This is a genomic window from Streptosporangium sp. NPDC023615, assembly GCF_040640155.1.
Classification (GTDB): domain Bacteria; phylum Actinomycetota; class Actinomycetes; order Streptosporangiales; family Streptosporangiaceae; genus Streptosporangium.
In genome coordinates, this window is the sequence record NZ_JBFABE010000074.1 from 25,333 (window position 1) to 39,980 (window position 14,648).

The 14,648-nt window shown below is 74.3% G+C and carries 8 protein-coding genes; 6 read left to right on the forward strand and 2 right to left on the reverse strand.

Annotated features, from left to right (window positions below; genetic code table 11):
- The first annotated feature begins 20 nt into the window (after positions 1–20).
- Genes AB0G16_RS33125 through AB0G16_RS33150 form a run of 6 tightly spaced genes read left to right on the forward strand, consistent with a single transcriptional unit; the run spans position 21 to position 7,606 of the window.
- Positions 21–1,097 carry an iron chelate uptake ABC transporter family permease subunit gene (locus tag AB0G16_RS33125; RefSeq protein ID WP_362814026.1) on the forward strand — a complete coding sequence of 359 codons (1,077 nt, stop codon included), beginning with the start codon at positions 21–23 and terminating at the stop codon, positions 1,095–1,097.
- On the forward strand, positions 1,094–2,167 hold the full coding sequence (locus AB0G16_RS33130; protein ID WP_362814028.1) for an iron chelate uptake ABC transporter family permease subunit: 1,074 nt from the start codon (positions 1,094–1,096) through the stop codon (positions 2,165–2,167). The genes AB0G16_RS33125 and AB0G16_RS33130 overlap by 4 nt, the downstream gene beginning before the upstream one ends.
- 26 nt (positions 2,168–2,193) lie before the next feature.
- The gene (locus AB0G16_RS33135) at positions 2,194–3,096 is read left to right on the forward strand and encodes an ABC transporter ATP-binding protein (RefSeq protein ID WP_362814030.1); all 903 of its coding nucleotides are present in this window, start codon (positions 2,194–2,196) and stop codon (positions 3,094–3,096) included.
- On the forward strand, positions 3,093–3,974 hold the full coding sequence (locus AB0G16_RS33140; protein ID WP_362814032.1) for a siderophore-interacting protein: 882 nt from the start codon (positions 3,093–3,095) through the stop codon (positions 3,972–3,974). The genes AB0G16_RS33135 and AB0G16_RS33140 overlap by 4 nt, the downstream gene beginning before the upstream one ends.
- Complete coding sequence (locus AB0G16_RS33145) at positions 3,964–5,736, forward strand: ABC transporter ATP-binding protein (protein WP_362814034.1); 1,773 nt, start codon at positions 3,964–3,966, stop codon at positions 5,734–5,736. The genes AB0G16_RS33140 and AB0G16_RS33145 overlap by 11 nt, the downstream gene beginning before the upstream one ends.
- Entirely contained in the window at positions 5,729–7,606 is a 1,878-nt protein-coding gene (locus tag AB0G16_RS33150) for an ABC transporter ATP-binding protein (protein ID WP_362814036.1), read from the forward strand. The genes AB0G16_RS33145 and AB0G16_RS33150 overlap by 8 nt, the downstream gene beginning before the upstream one ends.
- A 21-nt stretch (positions 7,607–7,627) precedes the next feature.
- Here AB0G16_RS33150 and AB0G16_RS33155 read toward each other — a convergent pair whose 3' ends face one another.
- Both AB0G16_RS33155 and AB0G16_RS33160 read right to left on the reverse strand, forming a co-directional pair.
- Positions 7,628–7,864, reverse strand: coding sequence for a phosphopantetheine-binding protein (locus AB0G16_RS33155; RefSeq protein WP_362814038.1), 237 nt, complete (start codon positions 7,862–7,864; stop codon positions 7,628–7,630).
- Positions 7,861–14,628, reverse strand: a complete 6,768-nt coding sequence (locus AB0G16_RS33160) for an amino acid adenylation domain-containing protein (RefSeq protein WP_362814040.1) — start codon at positions 14,626–14,628, stop codon at positions 7,861–7,863. Before AB0G16_RS33160 ends, AB0G16_RS33155 begins: the two co-directional genes overlap by 4 nt.
- Between the last annotated feature and the right edge of the window lie 20 nt (positions 14,629–14,648).

The following is a 14,648-nucleotide window of genomic DNA, read 5'->3' on the forward strand; positions in this document are numbered from 1 at the left end:
GCTACCTGAAAGAGAAGTCCGTGCCGTCAACCTCCATGTACGGGCCGCCCGCGGCGGCCGCCGGCGCTGAGAACGCCGAGGACGCCGCGTCCCGGCCGTCGCTGTATCGCCGCCGCGCGGCGGGGCTGCTGGTCATCCTGGTGGCCCTCGCGGTCGCCGGGCTGTTCAGCGTCTCCTTCGGCGCCAACCCGATGTCGCCCGTGAGGGCGTGGGGAGCGCTGTGGGAACGGGACGGGACCGAGGCGTCCAACATCGTCTGGACCGTCCGGCTGCCCCGGACCCTGCTCGGCGTCCTCGTCGGCTCGGCGTTCGGGGTGGCGGGCGCGCTCATCCAGGCGCTGACCCGCAACCCGCTGGCCGACCCCGGCATCCTGGGCGTCAACGCCGGCGCCGGATTCGCCGTCACCATCGGGGTCGGGTTCTTCGGCCTGTCCAGCATCGACGGCTACGTCTGGTTCGCCTTCCTCGGCGCGGCGGCGGCGACGGTCCTCGTCTACCTGATCGGCTCCGCCGGGCGGGGGCCGGCGTCGCCGGTGACGCTCGTGCTGGCGGGGGTGGCGCTGAGCGCGGTGCTCGGCGGGTTCGCCACGTTCCTGACGTTGATCGACGAGGACACGTTCCGGGCGCTGCGCAGCTGGGGGCTCGGCTCGATCGCGCGCACCGGCCCGGACGAGACCCTCGCCGTGCTGCCGTTCCTCCTGGCCGGCCTGGCGATCGCGATCCTGCTCGCCGGGTCGCTGAACTCCATCGCGCTCGGTGACGACCTGGCGGCCTCGCTGGGCACCAGGGTGGGGCGGGCCCGGGTCCTGGGGGTCCTCGCGGTCACCCTGCTGGCCGGTGGCGCGACCGCGCTGACCGGCGGGATCGGGTTCGTCGGGCTGATGGTGCCGCACGTCGTCCGCTGGTTCACCGGCCCGGACCAGCGGTGGATCATCCTGTACTCGGCCCTGGCCGCCCCGGTCCTGGTGCTGGCCGCGGACGTCGTCGGGCGGGTGGTCGCCCGCCCCGGAGAGATCGAGGTGGGTATCGTGACCGCGGTGATCGGGGCGCCGGTGCTGATCGCGCTGGTGCGGCGTCGGATCGCGAGCGGCCTGTGAACAGGGAGGGCGTCGCGTTCGGGTACCGCACCCGGACCCTGCGGCACCGTTCGTTCTCCGGCCGGGTGAGCGTCCGGCTGCTGACGGTCTCGGCCGCGCTGTTCCTGAGCGCCGTGGGCCTGACCGTCGTCGCCCTCACCCACGGCGACTACCCGCTCACCATCCAGCAGGTGTTCGGGGCGCTCACCGGCGGCGAGCGGGGCTTCGAGCGGACCATCGTGGTCACGTGGCGGCTGCCGATCGCGATCGCCGCCGTCGTGTTCGGGGCGCTGCTCGGCATCGGCGGGGCGATCTTCCAGTCGCTGACCCGCAACCCCCTCGGCTCCCCCGACGTGATCGGGTTCGACGCCGGGTCGTACACCGCGGTCGTGGTCGCCATCCTGGTGATCGGGACGGGCAGCTACTGGTGGATCGCCTTCGCGGCGATCGCCGGCGGGATGGCGACCGCGTTCGTGGTCTACGTCCTGGCCAACCGGCGCGGCGTCCAGGGCTTCCGGCTGATCATCGTCGGCATCGGCGTCTCGGCGCTGCTCGGCTCGGTGAACTCCTACCTCGTCTCCCGCGCCGAGATCGAGGACGCGATGACCGTGGGGTTCTGGGGCGCCGGCTCCATCGCCCGCGTCTCCTGGCCCCCGCTGGTCCCGGCCATGGCGGTCGCGGCGGCGATCGTCGTCTCGGCGGCCCTGCTCAGCCCCGCGATGCGGCGCCTGGAACTCGGCGACGACGCCGCCGTCACCCTGGGCACCCGCCCGGGACCGGCCCGGCTGGGGCTGATCGTGACGGGCGTCGCGACGGTCGCGGTGGTCACCGCCGCCGCCGGCCCGATCGGCTTCATCGCCCTGGCCGCCCCCCAGCTCGCCCGCCGGCTGACCCGCTCGGCCGGGGTGAGCCTGGTGGCCTCGGCCGGGATGGGAGCGACCCTGCTGGCCGGCGCCCACCTGCTCTCCCTGCTCGTCGCCCAGGCCTACCGGCCGGTGCCGGTCGGGCTGATCACGGTGTGCCTGGGCGGCGGCTACCTGATCTGGCTGCTGATCCGCGAGACCCACCAACGGTACGGGCTCACCCTGTGAGCCCCGCGAACCCCGCGAAGGACGAGATGAAGGACTCCCCCGGAACGGCGGACCCCGCGGCCGGTCTTCCCCGCGTCGTCGTCGACGACGCCACCATCGGCTACGACAAGCGCACCATCTCCGACCGGCTGTCCGTGGCGATCCCTGACGGGTCGTTCACCGCGATCATCGGCCCCAACGGCTGCGGCAAGTCCACCCTGCTGCGGGCGCTCGCCCGGGTGCTCGTCCCCCGCAGCGGGACGGTGCTGCTCGACGGCAAGGCGATCGGCTCCTACAAGTCCAAGGAGGTCGCCCGCCGGCTCGGGCTGCTGCCCCAGACGTCGCTCGCCCCGGAGGGCATCCGGGTGGCCGATCTGGTGGCCCGGGGCCGGTCGCCGTACCAGAACCTGATCCACCAGTGGCGCCCGTCCGACGAGGACGCCGTGGTGGCGGCACTGGCGGCCACCCGCCTGACCGAGCTGTCGGGGCGGCTGGTGGACGAGCTCTCGGGAGGGCAGCGGCAGCGGGTGTGGGTGGCGATGCTGCTGGCCCAGGACACCCCGATCATGCTCCTCGACGAGCCCACCACGTTCCTGGACATCGCCCACCAGTACGAGCTGATGGAACTGTTCCGCACCTTCCACGACCAGGGCAAGACCGTCGTCTGCGTGCTGCACGACCTCAACCAGGCCGCCCGCTACGCCGACCACCTGATCGTCATGCGCGACGGGCGGATCGTCACCGCCGGGGCGCCGCGCGACGTCATCACCGCCGAGCTCGTCGAGGCCGTGTTCGGGCTGCGGGCGCTCGTGGTGCCCGACCCGGTCACCGGCACCCCCAGCGTCATCCCCCTGGACCCCCGCAAGGCGGCGGTCCACCCGGTGGAACCGCACGACACCGGCACCGACCACGAACCGTCATCACCGCGCCGACAGGAGAGCACCCGATGAATCGCGACAACCTCCCCAGGTTCACCGGCCCGAACCGGACCGGCGAACTCCAGTTCAACTACATGGACCGGCTCGTCCGCCGCGACCTGCGGGTGGCGCGCGCCGAGGACATCACGCCGCGCTACCGGCGCATCGTGCTCGTGGGCGACGACCTCGCCGACGGGTTCCCGATCGCGCGCTTCGCCCCCGACCACGTCCGGGTGTTCTTCCCCCACCCCGACACCGGCGAGCTGGTGGCGCCGCGGGAGCAGCCCGACGGCAGCTGGCCCAACGAGGGCGGCACCGGCGACCCGATCCACCGCGACTACACCGTGCGGGCCTGGGACCCCGAGGCGCGCGAGCTGTCGCTCGACTTCGTCCTGCACGGCCACGGCTTCGCCAGCCGGTGGGCGAGCCGGGCCGAGGCCGGCGACCCGCTGGTGGTCAACGGCCCGAGCTCGAACTGGCTGCTCCCGGAGAACTACCCGCACTACCTGGCCCTGGGCGACGAGACCGCCCTGCCGGCCATCGCGCGGATCATCGCCGAGGCGCCCGCCGAGGCCCACGTCACGGCCATGATCGAGATCCCCGACGCCGGTGAGGAGCAGAAGCTGACCGGCGAGGCCGAGATCGACCTGCGCTGGATCCACCGCGACTCCGCCCCGGTGGGCGAGGGACACCTCAGCGCCCTGGAGACCGCGGTGCGCGCGTGGCGGCCCCCGGCGGAGGCGGGCACCCTGTTCGCGTTCGCGGCCGGGGAGACGGAGTCGGTCAAGCCGATCCGGCGCTACCTGCGCAACGAGCTCGGCCTGACCAAGGACCAGGTCGTCGTCGACGGGTACTGGAGGCGCGGCGTGGGCGGCTTCGACCACCACGACGCCGACATCGATGACAACTGACGCGCCCGCGGACCGCAGGTGGGGCCGGTTCGAGGCCCCCGCCGTTCCCGACGACGAACCGCGGCTGCGCATCGACCCGGCCTGGTCGCCGGCCCGCCTGACCCGGGCGATCATCGCCTCGGCCTGGAGGTACGTCCTGGCGGGCGCCTGCCTGCGGACACTGTTCAACGTCACGAGCGTGCTGCTGCCCGTCGCGGTCGGCACGCTGATCGACGACGTCGTGGCCCCGGCGGCCACGGGCGCGAGCGCCCGGGAGATCGCCTGGCCGCTGGCCGGCTGGACGGGCGTGATCATCGGCCTGTACGCGCTGATGAACCTCGGCTTCCGCTTCGGCGGGCGCCTCGGGTGGTACGGGGTGCAGCGCGCGCAGTTCGAGCTGTCCCAGCACACCCTGAGACGGGTGCTCGACGAGCGCGACCTGGGCGCGGCCGCGCACCCGCCGGGCCGCCTGCTGTCGCTGACGACGTCCGACACCTTCCAGGCGTGCCAGTCGATCTACGTCATGGTCTACCCGCCCGGCGAGCTGATCGGGCTGCTGGCCGCGGCGGGTGTGCTGTTCTGGGTGCATCCCGCCCTGGGCATCGGGGTCGTCCTGGTCCTGCCCGTCGTGCTGGGACTGATGCACCTGGCCGCCTACCCGCTCCGCCGGCGCAGCAAGGACGAGCAGGCCGGCCTCGCCGACGCCGCCGCCGAGGCCGCCGACCTCGTCGCCGGCTTCCGGGTCGTCCAGGGCCTGCACGCCCAGCGCACCGCCACCGGCCGGTACCGCAAGGTCAGCCGGGACGCGCTGCGGGCGAGCCTGGCGGCCCGGTCGGTGGAGGCGGCGTTCGACGGCGCCAGCGCCGCGATCGGCAACCTGTTCGCCGCCGGGGTCACCGTCGCGGCCGCGCTGCTGGCCTTCGGCGGGCAGATCACCGTGGGGCAGGTGGTCATGGTCTCGTCGATCGCCATCACCCTGATCGGCCCGCTCGACGCGCTGATCTCCGTACAGGGACCGATCTGGGCCATGTCGCAGGCCTCCGCCGAACGCGTGCTCGACCTGCTGTCCTCCCCCCGCAGGACGACCGTCCCGGGGACCGTTCCCGGGACCGTCCCGGGGGCCGCCGCGCCCGGCCGCGCCGAGGCGCCACCGGCCCTGGAGTTCCGGCGTCTCGCCCTGACCGACGGCGTGGTCCTGGACGGGCGGGTCGATCCGGGCGAGTTCGTCGTCCTCGACCTGCCCCACGCCGCCCGCGGAGGGCTCGGCGACCTGCTGACGCTGCGGGCCGCGCCTACCGCCGGAGAGATCACCTTCGCCGGCCTGCCACCCGCGGAGCACTCCTCGGCCCGCTGGCGCGAGCGGGCGCTCGTCGCCCCGCACACCCCGGCGCTCCTGCCCGGGACGGTGCTGGACAACGTCCGCGCCACCGGGGACGAGCCGGTCCCGGCCGACGCCGCGCGGGCGGCCCTGGAGGTGGCGGCGCTGGCCGCCGCGGAACTGCCCGACGGGTACGACACGGCCGTGGGCTACGGCGGATGGCAGCTTTCCGGCGGGCAGCGTCAGCGCGTCGCCCTGGCCCGCGCGGTCGCCGCCGACCCCGAGCTGCTGGTGCTCGACGAGCCCACCACCTCGGTGGACGCGGTCACCGAGCACGCGATCGCCACCGCCGTCCGGGCTCACCGGACCGGGCGGACCACCCTCGTGCTGACCTCGGCGCCGGCCTTCCGCGCGGTCGCCGACAGGGTCGTCACCGTCGGACGGGAAACGAGGATCGATGTCTGAGCCGATGTCCGACCCGATGTCCGGGGCGGTGTCCGGGGCGGTGTCCGACCCGATGTCCGGAGCGGTGTCCGGGGCGGTGTCCGGGGCGGTGTCCGGGGCGGTGTCCGGGCCGGTCGCCGCGGACGCGCGCGGGACGCTGCCGGTCGCCTCGGGCCGCACGGTCGCGACCTGCGTCTGGCGGATGCTCGCCGGCCGCCGCCTGGCGTTGTGCGGCATCGTGGCGCTCTTCCTGGTCGAGGCGGGCCTCGCGCTCGTCTTCCCGCTGGTGATCGGAGACCTGGTCGACACCGTGCAGACCTCCGGCGGAGCCGGCGTGCCGGGGTCGTTCTGGTGGCAGCTCGCGCTGCTCGCCGCTACCTCGGTGGCCGCCGGGGCGGTGACCTGGGTCGCCGTCCGCGCCCTGGCCCATCTGGCCGAGACGGTCGTCGCCGAGCTGCGGGAACGCTACGTCGGGGCGGCGCTGAACCTGCCGCGGGCCACGATCGAGGCCGCCGGCACCGGCGACGTCGTCACCCGCGCCTCCGACGACATCGCGCAGGTCTCCGGCACGCTGCCCGACGTGCTGCCGCGACTGACCGTATCGATCCTGACCATGACCCTGGTCACGGGCGCCCTGGCCGTGCTCGACCCCTGGTTCCTGATGGGTTTCGCCCTCACCGTCCCGCTGTACGCCCTCACCGTACGGTGGTACCTGCGCACGGCCCCGGGCGTCTACGTCGCCGAGCGTGCCTCGGAGTCCGCCCGGGGTCACGACATCCTCGGCACCCTGACCCAGCTGCCGACGGTGACGGCGCACCGGCTCGAACACCGTCAGCTCGCCCGGATCAAGGAGGCGGCCTGGCTGACCGTCAGGTGGGCGATGCGCACCCGGATCGTCCAGAACCGGCTGTTCGGCCAGCTCAACGTCGCCGAACTCCTCGGGCTGCTCACCGTGCTCGGCATCGGTGTCCGGCTCGCCCTCACCGGCGCGACGACGACCGGCGAGGTCACCGCCGCGGCCCTGCTGTACCTGCGCACCATCGCCCCCATCGCGGAACTGCTGTTCCTGATGGACGAGCTCCAGTCGGCCCTCGCCTCGCTCGGACGCATCATCGGCGTCGTCACCGCCCGCGCGGACGCCACCGACGACGCGGACGGCGCGGAGAGCGGCACCGGGACGGGAACCGGCCCGGCCGTCGAGCTGACCGGCGTGCATTTCGCGTACCGGCCGGACCGGCCGGTGCTCTCCGGGGTCGACACCCGGATCGAGCACGGGACGACGCTCGCCGTGGTCGGCCCCACCGGATCCGGCAAGTCCACCCTGGCCGCCCTGGTCGCCGGCGTGCACCACCCCACGGCGGGCGACGTCGTCCGGCGGATCGATCCACGGCGGATCGTCACCGTCACCCAGGAGACGCACGTGTTCTCCGGCACCGTGCGCGACAATCTCACCCTCGCCGCGCCGGAGGCCACCGACGACCAGGTGGTCATGGCGCTGAAGCGGGTCGGCGCCGACCACATCGTCGAGTCGCTGCCCGACGGCCTCGACACCGAGGTGGGCGACGGCGGGCACGCCGTCACGGCCGCGCAGGCGCAGCACCTCGCCCTGGCGCGGCTGGCGCTCGCCGACCCGCTCCTGGTCATCCTGGACGAGGCCACCGCCGAGGCGGACTCGGCCGACACCGCCCTGCTCGACCGGGCGGCGGCCACCGTGACGGCGGGCCGGGCCGCCCTCGTCATCGCCCACCGGCTCTCCCAGGCCCGCGCCGCGGACCGGATCCTCGTACTGGAGGACGGGCGCCCGGTGGAGACCGGCGCCCATGACGACCTGGTCGCCGCGGACGGCCGGTACGCCGGTCTCTGGACGGCCTGGGAGACCGGCCGGCGGTGACCCCGCCGGCCGGCGTCCCGGTCAGGTGTCCTGGAGGCCGCGCAGCACGGTGAGCCAGTGCGTCACGCGCTGGTCCTCGGCGAGCATGATGTAGTCGATCCCCGTCACCCCGGCGCCCCGCCAGGTCTCCACGAGCTCCATCACCCGTACGGAGTCCATGCCCTGGTCGCGCAGGTCGGCCTCGTGGTCGAGATCGCCGGGCTCCAGGTAGAGCAGATCGGCGATGTCGGCGATGGCCTGGTCGTCGGTGATCCTCATTCGTCCTCTTCTCCTCGGTCGAGCAGTTCCACGAGTTCGGGCACCCACCGCTGCGCGTGCTCGTCCTCGACGATGACCTCCAGGTGCCCGGCGGCGACCGGCACCGTCCGCAGCCTCGGCAGGAACGGCGACCACATGGCGGCGAGCCGCTCGGGGTAGTCCTCGTGCTCGGCGTCCTCGGTGGCCGCGACCAGCAGCGCCGGCACGTCGAGCACGCCGTCCGTCGGCGTGGCCAGCAGCGAGTCGGTGCGGGCGGCGGCGACGGCGACCGCGCGCCGCTGGGCGGCGCTGAGCCCGCCGAAGATGCGCTCGCCGCGATCGGGGCCCTCGTTCTCCTGCAGCCGGTCGGCGACGCGGTCCTGCAGGGAGACGTCGGCCAGCAGTTCCGCCATCTTCACCCCGACGACGCCGACCTCCTCGTGCAGCGGGCCCTCGGCGACCGGGATGGCGTCGACGATCCCGAGGCCGCTCACCCGATGGCCGCGCGCGATCAGCTCCTGGGCGACGCCGAACGCCAGGTGCCCGCCCCAGGACCAGCCGAGCAGCCGGTACGGCCCGGTGGGCCGCGTCTGGACGACCACGTCGGCGTAGGCGCGGAAGAGGTCGCCGAGGTCCGCGAAGTCCACCCCCATCATGCCGTGTACCGGGTCCTGGAGGCCGTACACGTCCCAGTCGGCCGGCAGCAGGCCGAGGAGCCGCCGGTACATCGTGGCCAGCCCGGTGTACTCGTGGAAGCAGAACAGGGCCGGGCCGCCGGTTCCCTCGCGCAGCGGCAGCACCACCGCGTCGTGCAGGGTCGGACCGGACGACGCCGCCCGGGCGTCCACGCTCCGGGCGAGCTCCGCGACCGTCTGGTGGGCGAAGACCTGCTTGACGAGCAGGGTGTGGTCGCCCGCGGCGTTCACCCGCGCCACCAGGCGCATCGCGAGCAGGGAGTTGCCGCCGATCTCGAAGAAGTTCGCCGACGTGGAGACCCGTGCGACACCGAGGAGCTCGGCGACCGCGTCCGCGATCAGCGCCTCGGTGGCGGTGCGCGGCGCGACGTACTCCGCGCCGGCGGTCTCGATCTCCGGCAGGGCGCGGGCGTCGATCTTCCCGTTCACGGTCAGCGGGATGTCCGCGACCGCGGCCAGGCCCGCCGGGACCATGTAGTCGGGCAGCAGCCCGCGGACGCGGGCGCGGACGGCGTCGAGGTCGGCACCGGCGGGGTCGCCGTCGGCGGGCACCAGGTAGCCGTACAGCTGCACCGTCCCGGACGCGTCCCTGCGGGCGATCACGGCCGCGCGGGCCACCCGCGGGTCGGCCGCCAGCACGTCCGCCACCTCGCCCGGCTCGATCCGGTAGCCGCGGATCTTCACCTGGTCGTCGGCCCGGCCCAGGAAGTCGATGTTCCCCTCCGGGGTCCAGCGCGCGAGGTCGCCGGTGCGGTACATCCGCTCCCCGGGCTCCCAGGGGCAGGCGGTGAACCGCTCGGCGGTCAGCGCCCCCTGCTCCCAGTAGCCCCGGGCGATGCCGTCACCGGCCAGGTACAGCTCACCGGCGACGCCCCTCAACGTCGGCTGCAGGTTCTCGTCGAGGATGTAGGCGCGGGTGTTGAAGATCGGCCTGCCCACGCTCGAGGTGGGGCTGTCGGCCAGGTCGGCGCCGAGCGCGTTGATCGTGTACTCGGTGGGCCCGTACAGGTTGTAGGACTCCACGCCCGGCGCGTCGCGCAGCTGCTGCCACAGCCGTTCCGGCACCGCCTCCCCGCCCAGCGACACGAACACCACGCCGGGCGCGTCGGCCGACACCGACCGGCCCGCCGGCCGGTCACGCTCGAGCAGGCCGTCGTCGACGAGCAGCTGACCGTAGGAGGGGGTGACGTCGAAACCGTCGATGCGCGCCTCGTCGTAGTAGGCGAGCAGGGCGGCCGGCTCGCGGCGCAACTCCTCGTCGATCACGTGCACCTCGTGCCCGTTGAGCAGCCAGAACAGCTGCTCCCAGGAGGCGTCGAAGGAGAACGACGTGGTGTGCGCGATCCTCATCCGCCGGCCGCCCTGGTGCGCGACGACCCGGTCGAAGATCTCCTCCACGTGGTTGGCGTACATGTTCGTCAGCCCCCGGTACCCGACCGCCACACCCTTCGGGCGTCCGGTCGAGCCGGAGGTGAAGATGATGTAGGCGAGGTTGTCGAGCGAGACCGGGCCGCCGCGCTCGGCCACGGTGATCGCGCCGGTGCCGAACCGGGCGATCCCGTCCCGTACGCCGGGGGCGCCCAGGTTGACGATCAGGCCGGGCCCGTCGCCGAGACGGTGGGCGTCCCGGTCGGTGACCAGCGTGACCGTCGGCCGGGCGACCGACAGCATGTGGCCGATCCGGTCGTCGGGGTGCTCGGCGTCGACCGGCACGTACGCCGCGCCGACGGCGAACACGGCGAACATCGCGATCACCATCCGCTCGTCGCGCGGCAGCAGCAGGGCGACCCGGTGCTCGGGCCGCACCCCCCGGTCCAGCAGCATCCGGGCGTACCGGTTCACCTCCGCGGAGAACTCGCCGAAGGTGTAGCGGCGGTCGCCGGCGACCAGCGCCGTCTCGCCCGGCGAGAGCGAGACCCGGCGCGCCAGCAGGTCGCCGACCGTCGCCTCCTCGACGGGGCGCGCCACGCCGGCGCCGCCGGGCGGGCCCGACTCGTGGGGAAGCAGCGCGGGAACACGGCCGACGGGCTCGGCGAGATGCCCGGTGAGGAAGCGCAGCACCAGCAGGTAGCGCTCCAGGACCTCCTCGGCGGCGGCCCGCCCGTAGGCGTCGAGGCGGAACGAGAGCCGCACGTGCACGGCCGGTGTGCCCGCGTCCTCCCACGGGTTGACCGCGAACGTCAGCGGATAGTGGGTCGCGTCGTTCAGGCCGCCGCCGGTCACCTTCGTGTCGGCCTCGGTGTCGCCGCCCACCTCGTAGGGGAAGTTCTGGACCACGAACAGGGTGTCGAACAGGGTGCCCAGGCCCGCGTCGTCCTGGATCCGGCTGAGCGAGGCGTGGGCGTGGTCGATCACGGTCGCCTGGCCGGCCCGCATCCGCGACAGCAGGTCGCCGACCGTCTCGAACGGGTCGAGCGTGACCCGCAGCGGCAGCGTGTTGAACAGCAGGCCCACGATCCGCTCGGCGCCGGCGAGCTCGGGCGGGCGTCCCGAGACGGTGTTGCCGAACACCACGTCGCCGCTGCCGGTGAGCCGGCCCAGCGTGACGGCCCAGGCCGCCTGGAGCAGGGTGCCGACCGTGCTGCCGGCGGTCCGGGCGGCCGCGAAGACGCGCGCCGCGTCGGCCGGGTCGAGATCGCGGTGCAGGTCGTCGGTCTCGACGCGGCTGTCGCCGAGGTCTCCCCCGGCCGGCCAGACGATCGACGGGCCGGCCAGGTCGGCGAGGTAGTCCCGCCAGGCCCTGTGGGTGGCCTCGGTGTCACGGTCGGCCAGCCAGTCCAGGTAGTCCCGGAACGGCACGGCCTCGACGCGGTCCACCCGGTCCGGGTCCTGGTAGGCCGCCAGCACCTCGGCCATGACCAGGTTCAGCGACCAGCCGTCCATCAGGATGTGCTCGAAGGTCATCGCGAGCGTCCACGCCGACGGGGCGCGCTCCAGCAGCACGAACCGCAGCAGCGGCGGCCGCTCGTGGTCGAACGGCGCCTCCCGCTCCGCGGCCAGGAAGGCCGCCGGGTCGCCCGCCCCCGCCTGCCACTCGGCCCGCGTGACGACCCGGTAGGGCAGCGGCGTGCGGGCCGGCACGACCTGCACCTCGCCCGCGCCCAGCACGACGAAACCGGCGCGGAGGTTGGGGTGGCGCCGCAGCACCGCGGACACCGCCGCGCCCATCCGGTCCGGATCGACGTCGCCGGACAGGTCCCGGGTGACCTGCGAGACGTACGCGTTGTGGTCGCCGGTCTCCCGGGAGCGGACCATGTGGTACAGCAGCCCGCTCTGCAGCGGTGACAGCGGCATCAGCTCGGCGTCGGCGCCGTACCGCGCGCGTACCTGGCCGGCCTCGGCCGCCGTCAGCGGCAGCCGGTCGGCGCGGCGCAGCGTGGGCCGGTCGGTCCCGGCGTCCCCGGCGACCACCCCCCGGGTCGCGAGGTCGTCGAGGACCGTCTCGGCGAGCCGCCGCGCGTCGATCCCGATCCCGGGCGCCACCTCCGTGAGCACCGACACCCGGCCGCCTGCCCCGACGAGCACCGTGACGGACAGGGGTGCGCCCCGGCCGGCGCCTTCGGCGTCCGTACGGAACAGGCCGACCCGCACACCGGGCTCGGGGACGTCGTCGAGGAAGCGGTTCAGGGTGGTGTCGCGCAGCAGGGCCGCGTACTCGTCGGCGCGCCGGGCGTCCCAGGACAGCGCCGCCTCCAGCTCCGGTGTCACCTCGTCACCGGCCACGACGCGGTCGCAGAGGTCGCCCGTGACGACGGCCGGGAGGCGTCGCACCGATCCGGCCGGTCCCGGCTCCTCGAACTCGATCACGAGATCGTCCGTGACGCCGAGCGCCCGCACCACCGCGGCCGCGAGGCGGGCGCGGACGGCGGCCGGCGTCCCGGAACGCACCGGCGCCATGGCGGCGGCGGTTCCGGTCGTGCGTGACGTCTCCCCGGAGGACGGCCGCCCGGTGGACGGCCGCCAGGGCTCGGCGTCGGCGAGGGCGTCGACGTGGTCGTCCCAGAACGGGTCCTCGATCGCCTTGCGCAGGGCGTCACCGTCGAGAGCGGGCGCGCCGGCCCGCTCCGGCGGCACGACCGTGAGGACGACGCCGTCCCGGTACGCCTCGACCAGGCGGGCGGCCAGCGGGGCCAGCGCGTCCAGCACCTCGGGATTCGGGCCCGAGGTGATGAGCCGGCCACGCCCGTCGTCGTCGATGCCGACGGCCAGCGACCCGGCGCCGGGCGACGCGAGCGACAGGTGCTCGGCGGCGGCCCGCCACAGCGGCGCGTCGGCGATGTCGAAACGCGGGATCGCGTAGCGGTAGGCCGGCGCGGTGTCCCCGGCCCGCGCGAGGTCCCCGGCGGGCGCGGTGTCCCCGGCGGGCGCGGTGTCCGCACCGTCGCGGGCGAGCCGCACCAGCTCCGCGAGCTGGACCACCGGGAGGGCCGGATGACGGCCGCCGAGCACCAGGAAGAGGCGCGCGGTCGCCAGCAGGCGCCGCGTGGTCTCGGCCGACATCAGCTCGCGGGCGGCGTCGAGGTGAAGGCGGTACCCGCCCCCGGCCTCCCTGGCGAGGGCGAAGACCAGGTCGAACAGCGCGGGCGGGGCGTTGTCGTCGTCGAGTTCGGTGTACGCGGCCTCGCCGGGCGCGTAGGGCACGAGATGCCGGCCCGCGACGGCGTTCGACTCGTCGTCGAGGTCGAAGAAGGCGGCCATCACCTGGAAGAGCGGGCTCACCCCCGGCAGGCGCGGCGGGTTGACCGCCTCCACGACGCTCTCGAACGGCACCAGCTTGTGCTCGCCGGCCTCGATCGCGCGATCGCGGACGGAGCGCAGGGTCTGTTCGAAACCGCGGTCCTCCGCGATGTCCGCCCGGACGACGGCCGTGTTCACGAAGTACCCGATCAGGTCGTCGAGCTCCGGATCGTCGCGAAGGTCCACCGGAGTGCCCACCGGGACCGCCGGTCCCGCTCCCTCGGCCCAGAGGGCGAGCGCGAGCGCCCCGACGAGCGCGTGCAACGGCGTGGCCGCGCGCTCCGCCAGCAGGTCGAGCAGGTCGCCGACCTCCTCTGCGGCGAGCTCGACCGACACCGAGCGGACCGTCCTGGCCCCGCCGTCGGCTCGCGCGTGATCGAGGGGCAGCGGTGTCTCGGCCGGCAGGCCGTCGAGCGTCTCCCGCCAGTGGGCCAGCTCGGCGGAGAACAGGGAGCCCGGGTCGTCGCGCTCGCCGAGAACCTGCCGCTGCCACACCGCGAAGTCCGCGTACTGCCCGGCGAGCGGGGCGAGTTCGGCCCGCTCACCACCGGTCTCCTCGGTGTAGAAAGCGTCCAGGTCCCGCAGCATCGGCGCGCTGGACTGCTCGTCGGTGACGATGTGGTGACCGTGCACCGCGAGGATGTCGGCCTCGCCGGTCCGCAACAGCGTGAACCGCATCCCGTACGCGGAGGTGATGTCGACGGGCTCGTCGAGAAGGGCCGCCATGCGGTCCCGTACCGTCGCCGGCGGGACCTGCTCCACGTTCAGCAGGCCGGTGCCCGGCGCCGGGTGCACGACCTGGGTCAGCGCGCCGGAGCCGTCGAACGCGAACGTCGTGCGCAGCACCTCGTGGCGTTCGACCAGGCGGCCGATCGCCCGCTCCAGGGCGGCGGCGTCGGCCCGGCCGCGGAACCGGAACGCGTCACCGGCGCGATAGACGCTCTCCCCGGAGACCTGCTCCGTGACCCAGAGCGCCTGCTGCCCGTAGGAGGCGGGGAGCACCTCGGGCCGGGCGACCTCGGTGAAGCGCAGGACGGAAGAGGCGGCCGTCGGCGATGCCTGCGGCAGTGCGGCGAGTCGGGCGATGGTGGGGTGGTCGAAGAGGTTGCGGAGGGTGAAGGAGGCATTCAGGCGCGCGTTGGCGCGGGTGATGGCGCGGGTGGCCAGCAGCGAGTGCCCCCCGAGGCGGAAGAAGTCGTCGTCGACCGTCACCGACGGCACCTGGAGGACCTCGCCGAACACCTCGGCCAGAACACGCTCGGCCCGGGTCCGCGGAGCCCGCCCGACGGTGTTGCCCAGGTCGGGGACAGGCAGAGCTCGCCGGTCGAGCTTGCCGTTGGCGGTCGTCGGCAACGCGTCGAGACGGGTGAAGG